The 20,297-nt window shown below is 53.1% G+C and carries 20 protein-coding genes; 12 read left to right on the top strand and 8 right to left on the bottom strand.

Features of this window, described 5'->3' with window-relative positions; translation table 11 throughout:
- Window positions 1–8: 8 nt before the first annotated feature.
- The 6 genes from cytR (at window position 9) to rraA (ending at window position 5,640) form a co-directional block, all read left to right on the top strand.
- Window positions 9–1,034 (top strand): DNA-binding transcriptional regulator CytR, encoded by a 1,026-nt coding sequence (gene cytR, locus OGY13_RS00680; protein WP_003825179.1) that lies wholly within the window; start codon window positions 9–11, stop codon window positions 1,032–1,034.
- 93 nt (window positions 1,035–1,127) lie between these two features.
- Window positions 1,128–2,102 (top strand): cell division protein FtsN, encoded by a 975-nt coding sequence (gene ftsN / locus OGY13_RS00675; protein ID WP_081364640.1) that lies wholly within the window; start codon window positions 1,128–1,130, stop codon window positions 2,100–2,102.
- 91 nt (window positions 2,103–2,193) lie between these two features.
- The gene (hslV, locus tag OGY13_RS00670; RefSeq protein ID WP_003028805.1) at window positions 2,194–2,724 is read left to right on the top strand and encodes an ATP-dependent protease subunit HslV; all 531 of its coding nucleotides are present in this window, start codon (window positions 2,194–2,196) and stop codon (window positions 2,722–2,724) included.
- 9 nt (window positions 2,725–2,733) lie between these two features.
- Complete coding sequence (hslU, locus tag OGY13_RS00665; RefSeq protein ID WP_003028803.1) at window positions 2,734–4,065, top strand: ATP-dependent protease ATPase subunit HslU; 1,332 nt, start codon at window positions 2,734–2,736, stop codon at window positions 4,063–4,065.
- 67 nt (window positions 4,066–4,132) lie between these two features.
- Window positions 4,133–5,062 (top strand): 1,4-dihydroxy-2-naphthoate polyprenyltransferase, encoded by a 930-nt coding sequence (gene menA / locus OGY13_RS00660; protein ID WP_003825185.1) that lies wholly within the window; start codon window positions 4,133–4,135, stop codon window positions 5,060–5,062.
- Window positions 5,063–5,154: 92 nt separating this feature from the next.
- Window positions 5,155–5,640: a ribonuclease E activity regulator RraA gene (gene rraA / locus OGY13_RS00655; RefSeq protein ID WP_008787034.1), complete on the top strand. Its 486-nt coding sequence runs from the start codon at window positions 5,155–5,157 to the stop codon at window positions 5,638–5,640.
- 218 nt (window positions 5,641–5,858) lie between these two features.
- Here rraA and zapB read toward each other — a convergent pair whose 3' ends face one another.
- Entirely contained in the window at window positions 5,859–6,104 is a 246-nt protein-coding gene (gene zapB / locus OGY13_RS00650) for a septal ring assembly protein ZapB (RefSeq protein ID WP_095533156.1), read from the bottom strand.
- A 428-nt stretch (window positions 6,105–6,532) separates the two neighbouring features.
- Between zapB and OGY13_RS00645 the strand changes: the two genes are divergently transcribed.
- The 4 genes from OGY13_RS00645 to fpr all read left to right on the top strand — a co-directional run bounded on the left by OGY13_RS00645 (window position 6,533) and on the right by fpr (window position 10,897).
- Window positions 6,533–7,378: an MIP/aquaporin family protein gene (locus OGY13_RS00645; RefSeq protein WP_003825195.1), complete on the top strand. Its 846-nt coding sequence runs from the start codon at window positions 6,533–6,535 to the stop codon at window positions 7,376–7,378.
- Window positions 7,379–7,400: 22 nt separating this feature from the next.
- Window positions 7,401–8,909 (top strand): glycerol kinase GlpK, encoded by a 1,509-nt coding sequence (gene glpK, locus OGY13_RS00640; protein WP_032945601.1) that lies wholly within the window; start codon window positions 7,401–7,403, stop codon window positions 8,907–8,909.
- 135 nt (window positions 8,910–9,044) lie between these two features.
- A complete protein-coding gene (gene glpX / locus OGY13_RS00635; RefSeq protein WP_008787030.1) occupies window positions 9,045–10,055 on the top strand; it encodes a class II fructose-bisphosphatase in 1,011 nt (336 codons plus the stop codon).
- Between the two features lie 95 nt (window positions 10,056–10,150).
- The gene (gene fpr / locus OGY13_RS00630; RefSeq protein ID WP_008787029.1) at window positions 10,151–10,897 is read left to right on the top strand and encodes a ferredoxin--NADP(+) reductase; all 747 of its coding nucleotides are present in this window, start codon (window positions 10,151–10,153) and stop codon (window positions 10,895–10,897) included.
- Between the two features lie 63 nt (window positions 10,898–10,960).
- Here the strand turns inward: fpr and OGY13_RS00625 are convergent, their stop codons facing one another.
- Window positions 10,961–11,389: a DUF805 domain-containing protein gene (locus OGY13_RS00625; protein WP_213752511.1), complete on the bottom strand. Its 429-nt coding sequence runs from the start codon at window positions 11,387–11,389 to the stop codon at window positions 10,961–10,963.
- A gap of 100 nt (window positions 11,390–11,489) precedes the next feature.
- Here OGY13_RS00625 and OGY13_RS00620 point away from each other — a divergent pair, with 100 nt between their 5' ends.
- On the top strand, window positions 11,490–12,092 hold the full coding sequence (locus tag OGY13_RS00620) for a YiiQ family protein (protein ID WP_032945595.1): 603 nt from the start codon (window positions 11,490–11,492) through the stop codon (window positions 12,090–12,092).
- A 228-nt stretch (window positions 12,093–12,320) separates the two neighbouring features.
- Complete coding sequence (gene tpiA / locus OGY13_RS00615) at window positions 12,321–13,088, top strand: triose-phosphate isomerase (RefSeq protein WP_003028783.1); 768 nt, start codon at window positions 12,321–12,323, stop codon at window positions 13,086–13,088.
- Between the two features lie 39 nt (window positions 13,089–13,127).
- On the opposite strand, the gene OGY13_RS00610 is transcribed toward tpiA, so the two are convergent.
- The 6 genes from OGY13_RS00610 to fieF all read right to left on the bottom strand — a co-directional run bounded on the left by OGY13_RS00610 (window position 13,128) and on the right by fieF (window position 20,185).
- Window positions 13,128–14,600: a DASS family sodium-coupled anion symporter gene (locus OGY13_RS00610; protein ID WP_003825206.1), complete on the bottom strand. Its 1,473-nt coding sequence runs from the start codon at window positions 14,598–14,600 to the stop codon at window positions 13,128–13,130.
- A gap of 113 nt (window positions 14,601–14,713) precedes the next feature.
- Window positions 14,714–16,018, bottom strand: coding sequence for an SLC13 family permease (locus OGY13_RS00605; protein WP_008787026.1), 1,305 nt, complete (start codon window positions 16,016–16,018; stop codon window positions 14,714–14,716).
- Window positions 16,019–16,091: 73 nt separating this feature from the next.
- Window positions 16,092–16,841, bottom strand: coding sequence for a CDP-diacylglycerol diphosphatase (locus OGY13_RS00600; RefSeq protein WP_111466275.1), 750 nt, complete (start codon window positions 16,839–16,841; stop codon window positions 16,092–16,094).
- Window positions 16,842–16,944: 103 nt separating this feature from the next.
- Window positions 16,945–17,934, bottom strand: a complete 990-nt coding sequence (sbp, locus tag OGY13_RS00595) for a sulfate/thiosulfate ABC transporter substrate-binding protein Sbp (RefSeq protein WP_008787024.1) — start codon at window positions 17,932–17,934, stop codon at window positions 16,945–16,947.
- Window positions 17,935–18,134: 200 nt separating this feature from the next.
- Window positions 18,135–19,097 (bottom strand): 6-phosphofructokinase, encoded by a 963-nt coding sequence (pfkA, locus tag OGY13_RS00590; RefSeq protein WP_048237083.1) that lies wholly within the window; start codon window positions 19,095–19,097, stop codon window positions 18,135–18,137.
- Window positions 19,098–19,282: 185 nt separating this feature from the next.
- On the bottom strand, window positions 19,283–20,185 hold the full coding sequence (fieF, locus tag OGY13_RS00585) for a CDF family cation-efflux transporter FieF (RefSeq protein WP_003825216.1): 903 nt from the start codon (window positions 20,183–20,185) through the stop codon (window positions 19,283–19,285).
- Window positions 20,186–20,297: the final 112 nt, after the last annotated feature.

The following is a 20,297-nucleotide window of genomic DNA, read 5'->3' as shown; positions in this document are numbered from 1 at the left end:
GAGAAAGAGTGAAACCGAATAAGCAGGTTGCCGCCGCTACAATGAAAGATGTTGCTCTGAAGGCGAAAGTCTCAACGGCAACCGTATCCCGCGCATTAATGAACCCGGACAAAGTCTCGCAGTCAACCCGTAACAAGGTTGAGCAGGCAGCACTGGAAGTGGGATATCTACCCCAATCAATGGGACGTAACGTTAAGCGTAATGAGTCACGTACCATTCTGGTGATTGTGCCGGATATCTGCGATCCGTTTTTTAGCGAAGTGATTCGTGGCATCGAAGTGACTGCCGCAGAACAGGGATACCTGGTGCTTATTGGCGACTGCGCGCACCAGAACCAGCAGGAAAAGACGTTTCTTAACCTCATTATCACCAAGCAGATCGATGGCATGGTACTGCTCAGCTCGCGCCTGCCGTTTGATGCCAGCGTGGAAGAACAGCGCAATTTACCGCCGATGGTCATGTCGAACGAGTTCGCGCCAGAGCTGGAACTCCCTACCGTGCACATTGATAACCTCACCGCCGCCTTTAACGCGATGAATTATCTGCTGGAACTGGGGCATAAACGCATTGGTTGTATCGCCGGACCCGAAGATATGCCGCTGTGCCATTACCGTCTGCAAGGCTACGTTCAGGCATTACGCCGCAGCGGAATTACGGTCGATCCGCATTTCATCGCGCGCGGTGACTTTACCTATGAAGCGGGAGCCAATGCGTTGAAGCAGCTCCTTGAACTACCGCAGCCGCCTACCGCTGTCTTTTGTCACAGCGACGTCATGGCGCTGGGTGCACTCTCTTACGCCAAACGTCAGGGTCTGAAAGTCCCTGATGATTTATCCATTATTGGCTTTGATAACATTTCGCTCACGGAATTTTGTGATCCACCCCTGACAACCGTCGCACAGCCGCGTTTCGATATCGGACGTGAAGCTATGCTGTTACTGCTCGATCAATTACAAGGGCAGAGCGTCAGCAGTGGCTCACGTTTACTGGACTGCGAGCTTATTATTCGGGGTACTACCCGGGCACTGACGTAAAGTAAAGTGCTTTCGGACTCCCCTGTCTGGTCAAAGGCCCGCCGCTTAAGTAACATGGCGGGCTGACGAACGAATAAATACAGCGAAACGATAGTGGCACAACGAGATTATGTACGTCGCGGCCAACCGGCACCTTCGCGGCGCAAGAAGAGCACATCACGGAAAAAACAACGCAATACGCCTGCGGTATCGCCCGCAATGGTTGCTATTGCTGCAGCCGTACTCGTGACCTTTATCGGTGGTCTGTACTTCATTACGCATCACAAGAAAGAAGAGTCCGAAACGCTGCAAAACCAGAAAGTCACCGGTAATGGCATTCCGCCAAAACCGGAAGAGCGCTGGCGATACATCAAAGAGCTGGAAAGCCGTCAGCCTGGCGTACGTGCGCCTACCGAACCGTCTGCGGGCGGCGAGGTACTGAATGCCGACCAGCTAACCAATGAGCAGCGCCAGCTATTGGCGCAAATGCAGGCTGATATGCGTCAACAGCCGACGCAGCTCAACGAAGTACCGTGGAACGAGCAAACGCCTGAACAACGCCAGCAAACGCTGCAGCGTCAGCGTCAGGTGCAACAGCAGCAGTGGAATAACGCACAGCAGCAGGCTCAGCAGCCGCGTCCACGGGCAACAGAACAGCCGTATCAGCAGCAGCAAACGCGTACAGCACAAGCCGCGCCGGTACAGCAGCCGAAAACGCAGCCAAAACCGGCGGCGCAACAGCCGTATCAGGATCTGCTGCAAACGCCTGCGCATACCACCGCCGCTCAGCCGAAAACGCAACCGGCCGCGCCAATAACGAATGAAACACAGCCGCCAAAACAGACTGCTGAGAAAAAAGATGAACGCCGCTGGATGGTTCAGTGCGGATCATTTAAAGGCGCTGAGCAGGCAGAAACTGTGCGTGCGCAGCTGGCCTTTGAAGGCTTTAACTCCCGTATTACCACCAATAACGGCTGGAATCGTGTGGTCATTGGTCCGGTCAAGGGCAAAGAGAATGCCGACAACACCATCAGCCGCCTGAAGGTTGCTGGTCACACAAACTGCATTCGACTCTCCACTGGGGGTTGAAACCCCCAAAATCCCCCCCATCTATACTTGCATTACGCCCCGTACACTGTGCGGGGCCTGTACATTGCATTTGTAACCAAGGGGTCTGCTCGTGACAACAATAGTAAGCGTACGCCGTAACGGCCATGTGGTAATCGCCGGTGATGGTCAGGCCACACTGGGTAACACCGTAATGAAAGGCAACGTGAAGAAAGTCCGCCGTCTGTACAACGATAAAGTCATCGCGGGCTTTGCGGGCGGTACTGCGGATGCATTCACGCTGTTTGAACTGTTTGAACGCAAGCTGGAAATGCACCAGGGTCACCTGGTGAAAGCTGCCGTTGAACTGGCAAAAGACTGGCGTACCGACCGTATGCTGCGCAAACTCGAAGCGCTGCTGGCCGTCGCAGATGAAACTGCATCGCTCATCATCACCGGTAACGGCGACGTCATCCAGCCAGAAAACGATCTGATTGCTATAGGCTCCGGCGGTCCCTACGCCCAGGCTGCTGCACGCGCTCTGCTTGAAAATACCGAGCTTGGCGCACGCGAGATTGCTGAGAAAGCGTTGGATATTGCAGGGGATATCTGCATTTATACCAACCACTTCCATACCATCGAAGAATTGAACTCCAAAGCGTAAGGATCCCCCATGTCTGAAATGACCCCACGCGAAATTGTCAGCGAACTGAACAAACACATCATCGGCCAGGATAACGCTAAGCGTTCCGTGGCGATCGCCCTGCGTAACCGCTGGCGTCGTATGCAGCTCAACGAAGAGTTGCGTCATGAAGTCACGCCGAAAAACATTCTGATGATTGGCCCGACCGGCGTCGGTAAAACCGAAATCGCCCGTCGTCTGGCAAAACTGGCCAACGCGCCGTTCATCAAAGTCGAAGCAACAAAATTCACCGAAGTCGGCTATGTTGGTAAAGAAGTAGATTCCATCATCCGCGATCTGACCGATGCTGCCATCAAAATGGTCCGCGTGCAGGCAATTGAGAAAAACCGCTTCCGTGCCGAAGAGATGGCGGAAGAGCGCATTCTCGACGTGCTGATCCCACCAGCTAAAAATAACTGGGGGCAGTCAGAGCAGCCGCAGGAACCTTCTGCAGCGCGTCAGGCATTCCGTAAAAAACTGCGTGAAGGCCAGCTGGATGATAAAGAGATCGAAATCGATCTCGCGGCCGCACCGATGGGCGTTGAAATTATGGCGCCTCCAGGAATGGAAGAGATGACCAGCCAGCTGCAGTCCATGTTCCAGAACCTGGGCGGTCAGAAGCAAAAACCGCGTAAGCTGAAAATCAAAGACGCGATGAAGCTGCTGATTGAAGAAGAAGCGGCCAAACTGGTGAACCCGGAAGAGCTGAAACAAGAAGCTATCGACGCCGTTGAGCAGCACGGGATCGTGTTTATCGACGAAATCGACAAAATCTGTAAGCGCGGCGAATCCTCCGGCCCGGACGTGTCCCGTGAAGGCGTACAGCGCGACCTGCTGCCGCTGGTTGAAGGCTGCACGGTCTCCACCAAGCACGGCATGGTGAAAACAGATCACATTCTGTTTATCGCTTCTGGTGCATTCCAGGTAGCCAAACCGTCCGACCTGATCCCAGAACTGCAGGGTCGTCTGCCGATTCGTGTCGAGCTGCAGGCGCTGACCACCAGCGATTTTGAGCGTATCCTTACCGAACCGAATGCCTCCATCACCGTCCAGTACAAAGCGCTGATGGCGACTGAAGGTGTGGACATCAACTTCACTGAATCCGGTATTAAACGCATTGCCGAAGCGGCCTGGCAGGTTAACGAAACCACCGAAAACATCGGTGCACGTCGTCTGCATACCGTTCTGGAACGTCTGATGGAAGATATTTCCTATGATGCGAGCGATTTGAACGGCCAAAGCATCACAATTGATGCCGAATATGTGAGCAAACATCTGGATGCGCTGGTCGCAGATGAAGATCTGAGCCGTTTTATCCTATAATCGCGTTCAATGCATTTTCATCACTGTTGATGGGGCTGATAAAGCCCCATTTTTATTGGCGCTAAATATGACTGAACAACAACAAATTAGCCGCTCACAAGCCTGGCTGGAAAGTTTACGACCTAAGACCTTACCGCTCGCCTTCGCGGCGATCATCGTCGGTACGGCATTAGCATGGTGGCAAGGATACTTCGATCCGCTGGTTGCTCTGCTGGCATTGATTACGGCAGGACTGCTGCAAATTCTGTCCAATCTCGCTAACGACTATGGCGATGCCGTCAAAGGCAGCGACAAGCCCGACCGTATTGGACCGCTGCGCGGTATGCAAAAAGGGGTCATCACCCAACAGCAGATGAAGCGCGCGCTGATCGTCACCGTGGTGCTGATCTGTCTGTCCGGGCTGGCCCTGGTTGCTGTAGCCTGTCACACGCTGGCGGATTTTGTCGGTTTCCTGGTGCTCGGCGGTCTGTCGATTATCGCCGCGATCACCTACACCGTGGGTAATCGCCCTTACGGATATATCGGCCTGGGCGATATTTCTGTGCTGGTATTCTTCGGCTGGCTCAGCGTAATGGGAAGTTGGTACCTGCAGGCGCATACGTTGATTCCAGCGCTGATTCTGCCTGCCACCGCCTGCGGCCTGCTGGCAACCGCCGTGCTCAACGTCAACAACCTGCGCGATATCAACAGCGACAGAGAGAATGGCAAGAACACGCTGGTCGTGCGTTTAGGCGCTGTCAATGCCCGCCGCTACCACGCCTGTCTGCTGATGGGCACGCTGGTCTGTCTGGCACTGTTCAACCTGTTCTCACTGCAAAGCCTGTGGGGATGGCTGTTTATCCTCGCCGCTCCGCTGCTGATCAAACAGGCTCGCTATGTAATGCGCGAGATGGACCCGGCTGCAATGCGTCCGATGCTGGAACGCACCGTAAAAGCGGCATTGTTAACTAACCTGCTGTTTGTCGTTGGAATTTTCTTAAGTCAGTGGTCTCTTTAACTGACAAATATCAATTAACAATTGATGATTTTGCCAACAGTACACATAGCGCGATATACTAAAAATTCTCGCAGCAACTGAACGTTAAGCCTATGAAATACGATACATCCGAGCTTTGTGACATCTATCAGGAAGATGTCAACGTCGTGGAACCGCTGTTCTCTAACTTTGGAGGACGGTCGTCGTTTGGCGGACAAATCATCACGGTAAAATGTTTCGAGGACAACGGGTTGCTGTACGATCTGCTCGAACAAAACGGCCGTGGTCGCATTCTGCTGGTCGATGGCGGCGGTTCTGTCCGTCGTGCGCTGGTCGATGCCGAACTGGCACGGCTGGCCGTACAGAATGAATGGGAAGGTCTGGTCATCTACGGCTCAGTACGCCAGGTAGACGATCTGGAAGAACTGGATATCGGCATTCAGGCGATTGCCGCTATTCCGGTAGGTGCCTCAGGTGAAGGCATTGGGGAAAGCGATGTACGCGTCAACTTCGGTGGCGTGACGTTCTTCTCCGGCGACCACCTGTACGCCGATAACACCGGGATAATCCTCTCCGAAGACCCGCTCGATATCGAGTAAGCGAAAAAGGCACCGCAAGGTGCCTTTTTTATGCGTGTCACTGATTGCCGGATGGCGGCTTACGCCTTATCCGGCCTACAAACTCGCACTCTAAATCCTCTAAAGATTTCACGTCAGGGCAAGGCGGCAAGTAAGTGAATCCCCAGGAGCATAGGTCACTATGTGACTGGGGTGAATGCACGCAGCCAACGCCGCCATAACGTGAAATATGACGAGGATTAGACTTCTTCCATACGACCCAGCAGGGCATGCAGACGATCCTGCCAGCCGCTCTGCTGTTCTTTCAGGCTATTGTTCTCACGCTCCAGTTCTTCACGCTGCTGCTGTGCAGTCTGAACTTCCTGCGACAGTGAGTTGTTCTTTTCTTTCAGCTCTTCGATTTCCATCTGCAACAGCGTGATGGTATCAATCGCCTGCTGTACTTTTGCTTCCAGTTTCTCAAACACTTCTAATGACATCGTCATACCTCTCCTGAATTGCAAGGCGTTGATGGATAAAAATCCTTGTCCCGATAACCGGCGACGCCTTAATAAAAACGAGCGCACTCTACTTAACACCGATTGTATGAAGCCGCGTCATCCCTGTCCAGCGGCATCCCGCGCAGATTGCGGTTTGCAACACTTTTAGTCTTTCTCCTGGTGACATTACTGTCATAACTCTTAAGTGTTAACAGATTGATCAGTGAAATGATTCAGCTCACACTATTTTTGTATAACAAATACCTCACAATGGCGCGAAAACGCTCATTTTGTTGATGCAGTACACACATTTTAATTTCGATATTTCTCGTTTTTGCGCGTTAACGATAAATTAACAGTGTGCCTACCGGCTCCGGGGATGTCAGTGACCTTCTCGCACACAATAAACATTAAACTCTCTTCAGGATCCGATTATGAGTCAAACATCAACCTTAAAAGGCCAGTGCATTGCTGAATTCCTCGGTACCGGGTTGTTGATTTTCTTCGGTGTGGGCTGTGTCGCTGCACTTAAAGTGGCTGGGGCTACTTTTGGTCAGTGGGAAATCAGTATCATCTGGGGTCTGGGGGTAGCGATGGCTATCTATCTGACCGCAGGCGTTTCTGGTGCACACCTGAATCCCGCGGTAACCATCGCACTCTGGCTGTTCGCCTGTTTTGATAAACGCAAAGTTGTTCCTTTTATTATTTCGCAAATTGCCGGCGCCTTTTGCGCAGCGGCACTGGTTTACGGGCTTTATTACAATCTTTTCCTCGATTTCGAACAAACTAACCATATCGTACGCGGCAGTACCGAGAGCCTGGGTCTGGCAGGTACTTTCTCCACCTATCCGAACCCGCATATCAATTTTGTGCAGGCCTTCGCGGTTGAAATGGTCATTACCGCTATTCTAATGGGGCTGATTCTGGCTCTGACCGACGATGGTAACGGTGTACCTCGTGGTCCGCTGGCACCACTGCTGATCGGCTTGTTGATTGCCGTTATTGGTGCTTCCATGGGTCCGCTGACAGGTTTTGCGATGAACCCGGCACGTGACTTCGGACCGAAACTCTTCGCCTGGATGGCCGGATGGGGTGAGATTGCCTTCACGGGTGGTCGCGATATCCCTTACTTCCTGGTTCCGGTGTTTGGCCCGATTACCGGCGCGATTTTGGGCGCATGGGCATATCGCAAACTGATTGGTCGTCATTTACCGTGCGATGTCTGCGCGATTGAAGAAAAAGACGTTGCGGCCAACACTCAACAAAAAGCTTCGCAGTAATGTGACTACGGGACAAAAAATTATGACTGAAAAAAAATATATCGTTGCGCTCGACCAGGGCACCACCAGCTCCCGCGCGGTCGTAATGGACCACGATGCGAATATCGTTGCCGTTTCACAGCGCGAATTCGAACAAATTTACCCGAAAGCAGGTTGGGTAGAACATGACCCGATGGAAATTTGGGCGACCCAAAGCTCCACGCTGGTAGAAGTTCTGGCGAAAGCCGATATCAGTTCCGATGAAATTGCAGCGATCGGTATTACCAACCAGCGTGAAACCACCATTGTCTGGGAACGCGAAACCGGTAAACCTATCTATAACGCGATTGTGTGGCAGTGTCGTCGTACCGCGGAAATCTGCGAAAAGCTCAAGCGCGACGGTATGGAAGAGTACATCCGTAATAATACAGGTCTGGTCATTGACCCGTACTTCTCCGGCACCAAAGTGAAGTGGATCCTCGACCACGTAGAAGGCTCACGTGAGCGCGCTCGTCGCGGCGAACTGCTGTTCGGTACTGTAGATACCTGGCTTATCTGGAAAATGACGCAGGGACGTGTACACGTCACGGATTACACCAATGCCTCACGTACCATGCTGTTCAACATCCACTCCCTGGACTGGGATGACACGATGCTGGATGCGCTGGATATTCCGCGTGCAATGCTGCCTGAAGTTCGTCGCTCTTCTGAAGTGTACGGCCAGACCAACATCGGTGGTAAAGGCGGTATTCGTATTCCTATCTCCGGTATCGCCGGTGACCAGCAGGCGGCGCTGTTTGGCCAGCTGTGCGTGAAGGAAGGGATGGCGAAAAACACTTACGGTACCGGCTGCTTCATGCTGATGAACACCGGCGAGAAAGCCGTTAAGTCCGAAAACGGACTGCTGACCACCATCGCTTGCGGACCGACCGGGGAAGTGAACTACGCGCTGGAAGGTGCGGTATTTATGGCTGGCGCATCTATCCAGTGGCTACGTGATGAAATGAAACTCATCAGCGATGCGTTCGACTCCGAATATTTCGCCACCAAAGTGAAAGACACCAACGGCGTGTACGTCGTTCCGGCATTTACTGGCCTGGGCGCACCATACTGGGACCCGTATGCTCGCGGCGCCATCTTTGGTCTGACCCGTGGGGTAAACTCCAACCACATCATCCGTGCCACGCTTGAATCTATTGCATACCAGACTCGTGATGTTCTGGAAGCAATGCAGGCTGACTCCGGTATTCGCCTGCACGCCCTGCGCGTCGATGGCGGTGCGGTCGCCAACAACTTCCTGATGCAGTTCCAGTCCGACATTCTCGGCACGCGCGTTGAGCGCCCGGAAGTCCGCGAAGTCACCGCATTGGGTGCGGCATACCTGGCCGGTCTGGCAGTAGGCTTCTGGCAGAATCTGGATGAGCTGCAGGAAAAAGCGGTCATCGAGCGTGAATTCCGCCCAGGCATCGAAACCACCGAACGTAACTTCCGTTACAGCGGCTGGAAAAAAGCGGTCAAACGCGCCATGGCATGGGAAGATCACGACGAGTAATACGTCATAGCCGGATGGCAACTGTGCCTTATCCGGCAATATCTTCGTGCGGGGGCAACCCCGCACACACATCAATAATCTCGCCCCCTCCCCTGTGCTACACTTCGCGCCATTCCTTTCAGCTACGAGTTTGCAATGAGACGAGAACTTGCCATTGAATTTTCACGCGTGACCGAAGCGGCCGCGCTGGCTGGCTATAAATGGCTGGGCCGCGGCGACAAAAATACCGCTGACGGCGCGGCGGTAAACGCCATGCGTATTATGCTCAACCAGGTCAATATCGACGGCACCATCGTGATTGGCGAGGGTGAGATCGATGAAGCACCGATGCTGTTTATCGGTGAGAAAGTCGGGACCGGTCTTGGTGATGCGGTCGACATCGCCGTCGATCCTATCGAAGGCACACGCATGACGGCAATGGGTCAGGCAAACGCGCTGGCCGTACTGGCTGTTGGCGATAAAGGCTGCTTCCTGAACGCGCCAGACATGTACATGGAAAAGCTGATTGTCGGCCCAGGCGCAAAAGGGTCTATCGACCTGAACCTGTCGCTGGAAGCCAACCTGCAGAACGTTGCCGCTGCACTCAATAAGCCGCTGAGTGAACTGACCGTCACCATTCTGGCCAAGCCACGCCATGATGAAACGATCGCCGAAATGCAAAAACTGGGCGTGCGTGTTTTTGCTATTCCAGACGGTGACGTTGCGGCCTCCATTCTGACCTGCATGCCAGACAGTGAAGTTGACGTGCTGTACGGCATTGGCGGCGCACCGGAAGGTGTCGTTTCTGCCGCCGTTATCCGCGCGCTGGACGGCGACATGCAAGGCCGTTTGCTGGCACGTCATGACGTCAAAGGCGACAGCGAAGAGAACCGTCGCATTGGCGAACAAGAACTCGCTCGTTGCGCCGCCATGGGTATTGAAGCGGGCAAAGCGCTGCGTCTCGATGAAATGGCACGTAGCGACAACGTCATTTTCTCCGCCACCGGCATCACCAAAGGCGATTTGCTGGAAGGGATTAGCCGCAAAGGTAATATCGCGACCACCGAAACGCTGCTGATCCGCGGTAAATCACGTACGATCCGTCGCATTCAGTCAATTCACTACCTCGATCGCAAAGATCCCGATGTACAGGCGCACATCCTGTAATTGATTTGATCAATAGAGCCTTCCAGCCCATATGGGCTGGAAATCTTTCGTCCAACGAACGAAGATAAGGCAATCAAAGCAGACAGGAGAAAACCATGGCAGATTGGGTAACAGGCAAAGTCACGAAGGTACAGAACTGGACCGATGCCCTGTTTAGTTTGACCGTGCGAGCTCCGGTTCTTCCTTTCACTGCAGGTCAATTCACCAAGCTTGGCCTTGAGATCGACGGCGAACGCGTCCAGCGCGCCTATTCTTACGTCAATGCCCCTGATAACCCCGATTTAGAGTTTTATCTGGTGACGGTTCCCGACGGCAAACTCAGCCCTCGTCTGGCAGCACTGAAGCCTGGCGATGAAGTCCAGGTGGTGAGTGAAGCTGCTGGTTTCTTCGTGCTGGATGAAGTCCCCGATTGCGACACGCTGTGGATGCTGGCAACCGGCACGGCTATCGGCCCATATTTGTCGATTCTGCAATTAGGCAAAGACCTGGATCGCTTCAAAAATCTGGTGCTGGTCCACGCCGCGCGCTATGCCGCCGATTTGAGCTATCTACCGTTGATGCAGGCCCTGGAAAAGCGCTACGAAGGTAAATTACGCATCCAGACGGTGGTCAGTCGTGAAACCGTGGCAGATTCGCTGACCGGGCGTGTACCGGCACTAATTGAAAGCGGTGAACTGGAAAAAGCGGTCGGGCTGCCAATGGATAAAGAAACCTGTCATGTGATGCTGTGCGGAAACCCGCAGATGGTGCGCGATACCCAGCAGTTGCTGAAGGACACCCGGCAGATGACCAAACACCTGCGCCGCCGACCGGGCCATATGACCGCAGAGCACTACTGGTAAGAACGTTTCAATGCCCGGTAAACACCCGGGCATTTTGCCGGATGGCGCTTACACTTATCCGGCCTACGAGTCAGCTCTGTACTTTACGTCCTGCGTATCCTTACCATATTTATTTGCGTCCTGGGTGCCAATGAACGCACCCAGATCGATAAGCATGCCGACCAGAATCAACGTTGGAACAAAGCGGCCTACCGCCCATTGCCAGACGCCGGGTAACATCACCCAATTTCCGGCCAGCAGCATCCACGCCAGAATCATCAACAGCGCCCACGCTCCGGAACGTCCCCGGTCATGCAGACGTTTTACCGTCACTGCCGCCGTTGGCCATAGCAGACACACCAGACAAAAAGCCGCGGTCTGAATATCGAGTAATTGTTTGCTCGCCAGCGAAAACAGAACCAGCATGCCGACGATCCATAGGCCAATCCAAATCCAGAAATCACGGCGCCCGATGCGCCCTTTAAATGAGAATAACCACTGCTGTATGGTCATGTAAGTTCCTTTATTATTACCTTCCAGAACAGTTTACCCTTTTGACAAGCTCGACGGTTACCGTTTTAATCGTGAGCAGTGAGAATGAAAGGTACGATTGATGAAGCACGGATTTACACTGTTTTTATTATTGTTTTCAGCCTTAACCGCCAGCCCTGCGGCATTGGCGGAAGAGCCATCGACGGCAACCACAGCCCCCTATTTACTGGCGGGCGCGCCGACCTTTGACCTGTCGATTAGCCAGTTTCGCGAAAACTTTAATACACAGAATCCGAAGCTTATCCTGAATGAGTTCCGCGCCATCGACAGCAGTCGCGATCGGGCAAATCTCACCCGCGCGGCCAGCAAAATCAATGAAAACCTGTATGCGTCTTCCGCCCTTGAGCGCGGTACCCTGAAAATCAAAAGCATGCAGATAACCTGGTTACCAATTCAGGGACCAGAGCAAAAGGCAGCTAAAGCGAAAGCGCTGGAATACATGACCGCCGTCATCCGCACCGTCGCACCGCTACTGACGAAGGAACAGAGCCAGAAAAAGCTACAAAAACTGCTCGCCGCAGGCAAAGGTAAGCACTATTACGCCGAAACAGAAGGCGCAATTCGCTATGTCGTGGCAGATAACGGTGAAAAGGGGCTGACCTTCGCTGTTGAACCGATTAAGCTGGCTCTATCTGAAAACCTCGAAGGGTCGAATTCCCCCTAAATTATTCACGTTTCAGGAAGGCGGCGACGCAACGAATCCCCAGGAGCTTACATCAGTAAGAGACTGGGGTGAGAGAGTACAGCCAACGCACCTGTAACGTGGAGAATGACGGGGAAATGACAAAAAGCAAAGCCTTTCGGGGGATGAATCTCTATACTGTTTCACAGACCATGCTGCCCTGACGGGCGGCCATATTCCTTAATTCGCTGACAAGCGTGGAGAAATGAAATGCGACATCCTTTAGTGATGGGTAACTGGAAACTGAACGGCAGCCGCCACATGGTAAACGAACTGGTTGCTAATCTGCGTAAAGAACTGGCTGGCGTTGCTGGCTGTGCAGTAGCGATTGCTCCGCCGGAAATGTATATCGACCTGGCGAAACACGCCGCTGCCGGTAGCCACATCATTCTGGGCGCGCAGAACGTTGACCTGAACCTGTCTGGCGCATTCACTGGTGAAACAAGTGCTGAAATGCTGAAAGACATCGGCGCACAGTACATCATTATCGGTCACTCTGAGCGTCGTACTTACCACAAAGAATCTGACGAGCTGATCGCTAAAAAATTCGCCGTACTGAAAGAGCAGGGTCTGACTCCAGTTCTGTGCATCGGTGAAACCGAAGCAGAAAACGAAGCGGGCAAAACTGAAGAAGTTTGTGCACGTCAGATCGACGCGGTTCTGAAAACTCAGGGCGCGGCAGCATTCGAAGGCGTCGTTATCGCTTACGAACCAGTATGGGCTATCGGTACCGGTAAATCTGCAACTCCTGCTCAGGCTCAGGCTGTTCACAAATTTATTCGTGACCACATTGCTAAAGCTGACGCGAAAATCGCTGAGCAAGTAATCATCCAGTACGGCGGTTCTGTAAACGCAGCTAACGCGGCAGAACTGTTTGCTCAGCCGGACATCGACGGTGCGCTGGTTGGTGGTGCTTCTCTGAAAGCAGACGCCTTCGCAGTCATCGTTAAAGCAGCAGAAGCCGCTAAACAGGCTTAAGTTGTTAAGGCGGGAGGAGCACTCCTCCCGCCGTATTAACTACCAGTACCCCAACCAGTGCCACCAGAAGGCGCCGGTCACCCCCCAAATGGTCAGGTTGACCACACTCATCACCAGCCCCGTTTTCCACCACTCTGCCAGCGTGACATAGCCCGAACCAAAGATGATCGGCGCAGTACCCGTGCCATAGTGCGTGAGCGACATCATCAAGGAGGAGGAGAAACCGAGCATTAAACCAAGCAATGCTGGCGGCGCGCCGAGGCCTAATCCTGCGGCGAAGAACGCAGCGAACATAGCCGTAATATGCGCAGTAGTGCTGGCGAAAAAGTAGTGCGAGTAGACATAAAGCAGAATCAACAGCAGCGTTGCAACACTCCAGTGCACGCCAAGATGGTCGATTGCGCTACCAACGCTGGTTGCCAGCCATCCCACCAACCCCAGTTTGCTGAGAAAATCCGCCATCATCACCAGCGCGGCAAACCAGACTATCGTATCCCATGCCCCGCGGCATTTAAGAATGTCATCCCAGCTCAATACGCCCGCCATCAATAGAATCGACAAACCAATTAACGCGGCGCTAGTGGGGTTTACGCTCCAGGCACTACCCATCAGCATCGCTGGAACACCCGCCCACAGGCAGAGCAGCAAAATGAACACTGCCAGGGTGATTTTTTCTGCCAGTGATAGTGGACCCAGCGCATCCAGTTTTTGCCGCGCGAACTGCGGCGCATTTGGCGTGCGCGTGATAGCTGGCGGATAGAGCCACCAGATTACAATCGGCATGACAACCAGTGATACCAGAGCAGGAAGAAGCGCCGCAATAGCCCACATTCCCCAGGTCATGTTCAGCACTCCATCCGTCCCCTTCGTCAAAAAGCTGACGATTAACGGGTTAGGTGCGGTCGCGGTGATGAACATTGCCGAGCTGATCGGGTTAATGTTGTAGTTCACCAGCGCGAGATAACGGCCCGTTGAGCCATTCTCGGCATGGCCGGGCTGCGAGCCGAGGCTTTCCGCAATCGCCCGCATTACCGGGTGGATAATGCCGCCGCCACGTGCGGTATTGCTTGGCGTTACGGGTGCAATTAGCGTTTCCGCAAGGGTTAATGCCCACGCAATACCCAGCGTTCTTTTACCAAATAGCGCAATAAACCCGTAGCCAATACGCGCTCCCAGGCCAGTCTTTAACAGACTTTGCGACAGCATAATGGATAAACCAATCAGCCAGATTAACTGGTTAGAAAAGCCACTCAACGCATCGTTCAACGCCGCGGAGGGTTTGCCGGGGTTAGTAACGCCAGTCATCGCCACCAGCATAATCGCCACAATCGCAATTGCGCCAATGGGCATAGCCTTACCGATAATCGCAGCGATCGTACCAATAAACAGTGCCAGCAGGTGCCACGCTTGCGGGGTTACGTCAGGAGGACACGGGATAACAAACCAGATGGTCAGCGTAATCACGAGCGAGATGATGGCAGGCCAACAGCGGATAGGGGTCAAACTGTCCATGAATCAATCCTTGAATTTCCAGTGCGCAAATCTGCGCTCAGGCATTAACCGATATTGCCGCACATAATACAATTCACTCACTCACAAAACATAAAATTAACATTTTGATACATCTACAGTTTTCCTAACACCGTAAACCAGGCGTAATCCAGCGGCAGAAGAATCAAATACGTTGCCGCCGCCAGTGCGATACACAGCAGCATCCCCGCCCTTGCAGGTACTTTCCCGAGCGCCATCGCCACTACGATCGGTGAAGCCTGATACGGCAACAGTGGCGTTGAATAACCCAGCACCTGGATCATAATCACCGACAGCAGAGGGAATCCCGTCGCATCGGCAAAACTTTGCGCCAACGTGGTATACAGCGCCGGAACACCGTTCGCCGTCATAATAAAATTAAGCGCAGTGGTAATACCGGTCAGCGCGAGGAAACTGGTAAACGGCTTTTCCGCATCCAGCGGCATCACCTGTAACAGCGCTTCGCCAACAGCGCTACCAATACCGGTTTGCGTGACGGTGATCGCCAGCCCCAGAATACCCGCCACATAAATACAGGTACGAATGTTGACCCCAGTGGAAAACTCGTCGCCATTGATAAAGCCAACCCGTGGTAGCAATGTGATAACTGCCGCAGCCAGTCCGGTCCACGCAGGGCCAATGCCGTGCCAGCTTTCGCTTACCCACAAGAACAGCACCACCGCTAACATCCAGGCCAGACGTTTTTCATCCCGGCTCATCGGCTCCGGCGGCGTGAGATCGCGCGGCGCATGCGGCTTGCCAGGGAACAACCAGCAGATAAGCACAATGAGCACCGCGCCTTTAAGCCAACCCAGAACCGGCGTATGCAGCAGCAAATAGGGAAGATAATTGAGGTGGATACCGTAAGAGCCTTCCGCCGCGCCGCTCATCACCAGATTCGGTACGTTAGCGGGTAAAATCGTCGCAGAAAGCTGGAACGTCCCAAACCCGACGGCCAGTGCTAGACCATACCAGGCGCGCGTGCCGTCGTTAATTCCAGCCCGTTTCGCCATCGCCGCGACGATCGGCATCAGCAGCGCAATGCGGCCCATGTTGGATGGCATCACAAATGCCAGCGCGTAACTCAGCAGCACTACGCTCGCCACCATTAACGGCCAGGAATCAGTCAACCTCGATGACAGCGCCCTCGCCGCCCTGTCCGCCAGCCCCGTTTTACGAATCGCGATACCCAGTACAAAGCCGCTAAACACCAGCCAGAATGCGGAGGACGCAAAGCCGCCAAAAATCACATCCGGTGGCGCGATTTTGGCCACCATCGCCACGGCAAAGAACAGCAACGCCGTTATAAACTCCGGCAGCAGCGACGTAGCCCAGAGCAGAATGGTGATACCAACCACCAGAGAGGGGATAAACAGAGGGTGTGTAAGCCAGAGCGACATGCCTGTCTCCTGTTGTTTTTTTCAACAAGAATACGGGGACAGGCATGCGGAGTAAACGCCAGATTAGGTGGGGTTAACGCAGAATATCACATTGATGATCCTGAATTTCCTCAGCAGAGGCGAGATTCAGTGCCAGCAGATTGCGCTGAGTAGCCAGCAGGACAAAGGATTCGTCGCTCTGGCGTACCATCGCCAACGCATAGCTGCCCATATGCTCACGCGCATCCGGCACCTCTTCCGCCAGCATCATAAACGGGCTGCGTTGTGCCAGTTCATTTTCCGTGACGCGACGTGCCAGATATTCATGACCGCGCAGCCCACCCGGTAATGGTAGCCAGCGGGTACTGATTTTCGCCAGGTTGTCATCCAGCTGCTTTCTGACATCGGTTCGCAGGCAGGAGATATGAATATGCAGGTGATTTTGCGTACGCCCGCTACGTGAGTTAATGGTCAGAGAGACTGCTTTGTCAGGGATTTCCTGGCCGTATTTTTGGCTCATAAAGCTACGCGCCTGCCAGGCCAGCCAGAAAAAGTTCGGCGTGCCTGATTTCAACAGCAGCGGACTTTCCGTACCGTTGATCCGCCAGGTAGGCATCAACAGATATTGCAGTGGGCCGTTACGGTCTTTGAACACCACATATCCGGCATCCGGCTTTACTTCAGCGCATGGGGCGGGGTCCTGCTGCTGCAACTGGTGCGGCAGGCATTGCTGAAGAACGATCTGGCGTAATGCGTCCGGGTTGCCGGTGAATTTCCAGTACCCGATACCTGCAGCGGCGGCGACCATAATCACCGCCAGTAAAAGATAGCCTGCTTTTTTCATTACGCGTTTCCTGTATCCCATTGAAGGGCAAGAGTAACGCAAAACCATGACAAATAAAAAACCCGGTCGCGCTTGGCCACCGGGTCGGTAAATCACAGATTATTTATCGTTTACTGATTTGGTCGAACGTACCGCCGTTAGAGAAGTGCTCTTTCTGCGCTTTCGTCCAGCCGCCAAACTCTTCGTCGATAGTGAACAGCTTCAGCTTCGGAAATGCGTTTTCGTATTTCTTCGCGACTTCTGCATCACGTGGACGATAGTAGTTTTTCGCCGCAATTTCCTGGCCTTCCGGAGAGTAGAGATACTTCAGGTAAGCTTCCGCCACCGCTTTGGTATCTTTCTTTTCCACCACTTTATCAACCACGGACACGGTAGGCTCCGCGAGGATAGATTCACTCGGGGTCACTATCTCGAATTTATCTTTGCCCAGCTCGTTCGTTGCCAACAGCGCTTCGTTTTCCCAGGCAATCAGCACATCACCGATACCACGTTCAACGAAGGTATTGGTTGAGCCACGTGCGCCAGAATCGAGTACCTCAACGTTTTTATACAGGGCCTTCACAAAGTCTTGTGCCTTGGCCTGATCGTTGTTGTTGTGGTGCAGGGCATAGCCCCATGCCGCCAGATAGTTCCAGCGAGCTCCGCCGGAGCTTTTCGGGTTTGGCGTAATGACCGACACGCCCGGTTTGATTAAATCGTTCCAGTCATGAATTTGTTTGGGATTGCCTTTGCGGACCAGGAACACGATGGTGGAGGTGTAAGGCGCGGAGTTATCCGGCAGGCGTTTAATCCAGTTTTTATCGATACGGCCACGTTCAGCAATGGCATCCACGTCGTAAGCCAGTGCCAGCGTCACAACATCGGCTTCAATGCCGTTGATGACGGAAGTCGCCTGTTTACCCGAACCGCCGTGCGACTGGCGGATCACAACGTTGTCGCCCGTTTCCTGCTTCCAGTGCGCGCTGAAGGCCTTATTGTACTGCTCGTACAGTTCACGCGTTGGATCGTACGATACGTTAAGTAACTGAATATCCTTTGCCAGAACGCTGGTCGATGCCAGCAATAATGTTAACCCTACGCCCCATTTGTTCATCGCCCAGCTCTCTTAGGTAGTGTTGTGATGAGCAAAGCGTGCCAGAAAGGAATCCAAACATTAAAGAATAAAAAAAGATTTGCTATAACTTGGGGGAATATATGGAGTCGAGTTTTTGCCTGATGACGCTACGCTTATCAGGCCTACGATTTGCATCATGTAGGCCGGATAAGGCGCAAGCCGCCATCCGGCAATTGCAATTAGTACAGTTTTTTCGCGCAGTCCAGCCAGTCACCTTTGAACGGACGCTTCATGTTTTCGATAGCGTCGATGATGTCGTGGTGAACCAGCTGCTCGTTCTGAATACCTACGCAGCGACCGCCGTGGCCTTCCAGCAACAGTGCAATCGCATATGCGCCCATGCGGGATGCCAGGATACGGTCGTAAGGAACCGGGGAACCACCACGCTGGATGTGACCCAGTACGGTTGCACGCGTTTCGCGGCCCGTTTCCTTCTCGATGTAATGCGCCAGTTCGTCAACGTCACACATGTGTTCAGTGATCGCTACGATTGCGTGTTTTTTACCTTTCGCGATGCCCGCTTTGATTTCAGTAACCAAATCGTCACGGCTGAATTCCACTTCCGGAACCACCACGAACTCACAACCACCGGCAATTGCAGCCGCCAGGGTCAGGTCACCACAGTAGCGGCCCATCACTTCGACGATGGAAATGCGCTGGTGAGAAGAAGAGGTATCACGCAGGCGGTCAATCGCTTCAACGACAGTGCCCAGAGCAGTGAAGTAGCCGATGGTGTAGTCGGTACCTTTGATATCGTTATCGATAGTGCCCGGCAGACCGATGCATGGGAAGCCCATTTCAGTCAGGCGTTTTGCACCCATGTAAGAACCGTCACCCCCGATAACAACCAGGGCGTCGATGCCACGCTTCTTCAGGTTTTCGATAGCTACCGCACGTACGTTTTCATCACGGAATTCCGGGAAGCGAGCAGAACCGAGGAAAGTACCGCCACGGTTGATCATGTCGGACACGCTGTAGCGGTCAAGCTGGACCATACGGTCTTCATACAAACCCAGGTAGCCATCATGGATCCCCATGACTTCCAGCCCTTCCGTCAACGCTGCACGTACAACACCACGGATTGCTGCGTTCATGCCCGGCGCATCACCGCCGCTTGTCAACACACCGATTTTCTTAATCATGACTACCTCTGAACTTTGGAATGCAAAATGAAATCTGCTGCCGGAAGTCGATTCCGCATATCGAAACGATCCAACGAATATGCAGATAGTATAACAATCACTTCCTGCTGAATTGATTCAGGTCAGGCCAAATGGTGGTAATTTATACACAAAATGCTGGCCCGGTTCACTTTTTTTACAACGAATTATGAAAGCTCAAACATCTTGCCTTCCTTGGGTACGACTGAACAGGGATCCTGATGAATGATGACATCCGATCCCGGGAAACGCCGTAAAATTGCCTGCTCAACCTGTTCAGCCACTAAATGCGCCTGAACGAGCGGCAGATTATCTTCCATTTCCAAATGAATCTGAATAAAGCGAGTCGGCCCTGACTGCCGCGTGCGAAGATCGTGAGCGCCGCTGACTCCAGGCCATGACGTCACTATATCAATAATTTCCTGACGTTCCTCATCGGGTAAAGCGCGATCCAGCAAAGATTGCACTGCCTCATACCCCATGCGTAATGCGCTATATAAAATATAGATGCCAATCCCCAGCGCAAACAAGGCATCTGCACGATGCCAGCCATACCATGCCAGCCCGAGCGCAATGAGAATCGCACCGTTCATCATAACATCAGACTGATAATGAAGCATATCTGCCCGAACGGCCTGACTTTGCGTACGCTTCACTACCCAGCGCTGAAACGAGACCAGAATGATTGTACACACTAACGCAATGATGGTGACAACCACCCCAACGCCCGGATCTTTCATCGGCGTGGGTTGGATGAGATGCTGAATCCCGGTCAGGAATAAAAACAGCGCCGAACCAGAAATAAACATGCTTTGCGCCAACGCCGCCAGCGATTCCGCTTTTCCGTGTCCGAACGTATGTTCATCATCTGCGGGCTGCAGCGAATAGCGCACCACCAACAGATTGGTTAACGACGCCGCGATGTCCACCAGAGAATCCACCAGTGCTGCCAGAATACTGACCGATCCGGTGTACCACCACGCAAAAATTTTGATCAAAAGTAACAGCGATGCCATCACGGTTGCCGCGATTGCCGCCCGGCTCACTAGCCGCCCATAGGTTTGATTCATAAACACTCCTGCCAGGATATGCCGCTAGTATAACGGATGAAGTAAAACAGTCAGGCAATAACCGAGGGACAAATTTTGGGCAAAAAAAAACCCCCACATCATGTGGGGGAAG

This window comes from Citrobacter sp. Cpo045 (genome assembly GCF_030332875.1).
In the GTDB taxonomy this organism is placed as follows: Bacteria; Pseudomonadota; Gammaproteobacteria; order Enterobacterales; family Enterobacteriaceae; genus Citrobacter; species Citrobacter portucalensis.
This window is presented reverse-complemented; position numbering and strand designations above follow the sequence as displayed.

Excerpts from the sequence above, each read along its gene's own strand:
- fieF (WP_003825216.1), bottom strand. The coding sequence starts at position 20,185 with ATGAATCAAACCTATGGGCGGCTAGTGAGCCGGGCGGCAATCGCGGCA.
- rraA (WP_008787034.1), top strand. The coding sequence starts at position 5,155 with ATGAAATACGATACATCCGAGCTTTGTGACATCTATCAGGAAGATGTC.
- tpiA (WP_003028783.1), top strand. The coding sequence starts at position 12,321 with ATGCGACATCCTTTAGTGATGGGTAACTGGAAACTGAACGGCAGCCGC.
- menA (WP_003825185.1), top strand. The coding sequence starts at position 4,133 with ATGACTGAACAACAACAAATTAGCCGCTCACAAGCCTGGCTGGAAAGT.
- OGY13_RS00645 (WP_003825195.1), top strand. The coding sequence starts at position 6,533 with ATGAGTCAAACATCAACCTTAAAAGGCCAGTGCATTGCTGAATTCCTC.
- OGY13_RS00620 (WP_032945595.1), top strand. The coding sequence starts at position 11,490 with ATGAAGCACGGATTTACACTGTTTTTATTATTGTTTTCAGCCTTAACC.
- OGY13_RS00600 (WP_111466275.1), bottom strand. The coding sequence starts at position 16,841 with ATGAAAAAAGCAGGCTATCTTTTACTGGCGGTGATTATGGTCGCCGCC.
- hslU (WP_003028803.1), top strand. The coding sequence starts at position 2,734 with ATGTCTGAAATGACCCCACGCGAAATTGTCAGCGAACTGAACAAACAC.
- OGY13_RS00625 (WP_213752511.1), bottom strand. The coding sequence starts at position 11,389 with ATGACCATACAGCAGTGGTTATTCTCATTTAAAGGGCGCATCGGGCGC.
- OGY13_RS00610 (WP_003825206.1), bottom strand. The coding sequence starts at position 14,600 with ATGGACAGTTTGACCCCTATCCGCTGTTGGCCTGCCATCATCTCGCTC.
- pfkA (WP_048237083.1), bottom strand. The coding sequence starts at position 19,097 with ATGATTAAGAAAATCGGTGTGTTGACAAGCGGCGGTGATGCGCCGGGC.
- glpK (WP_032945601.1), top strand. The coding sequence starts at position 7,401 with ATGACTGAAAAAAAATATATCGTTGCGCTCGACCAGGGCACCACCAGC.
- zapB (WP_095533156.1), bottom strand. The coding sequence starts at position 6,104 with ATGACGATGTCATTAGAAGTGTTTGAGAAACTGGAAGCAAAAGTACAG.
- OGY13_RS00605 (WP_008787026.1), bottom strand. The coding sequence starts at position 16,018 with ATGTCGCTCTGGCTTACACACCCTCTGTTTATCCCCTCTCTGGTGGTT.
- glpX (WP_008787030.1), top strand. The coding sequence starts at position 9,045 with ATGAGACGAGAACTTGCCATTGAATTTTCACGCGTGACCGAAGCGGCC.
- fpr (WP_008787029.1), top strand. The coding sequence starts at position 10,151 with ATGGCAGATTGGGTAACAGGCAAAGTCACGAAGGTACAGAACTGGACC.
- sbp (WP_008787024.1), bottom strand. The coding sequence starts at position 17,934 with ATGAACAAATGGGGCGTAGGGTTAACATTATTGCTGGCATCGACCAGC.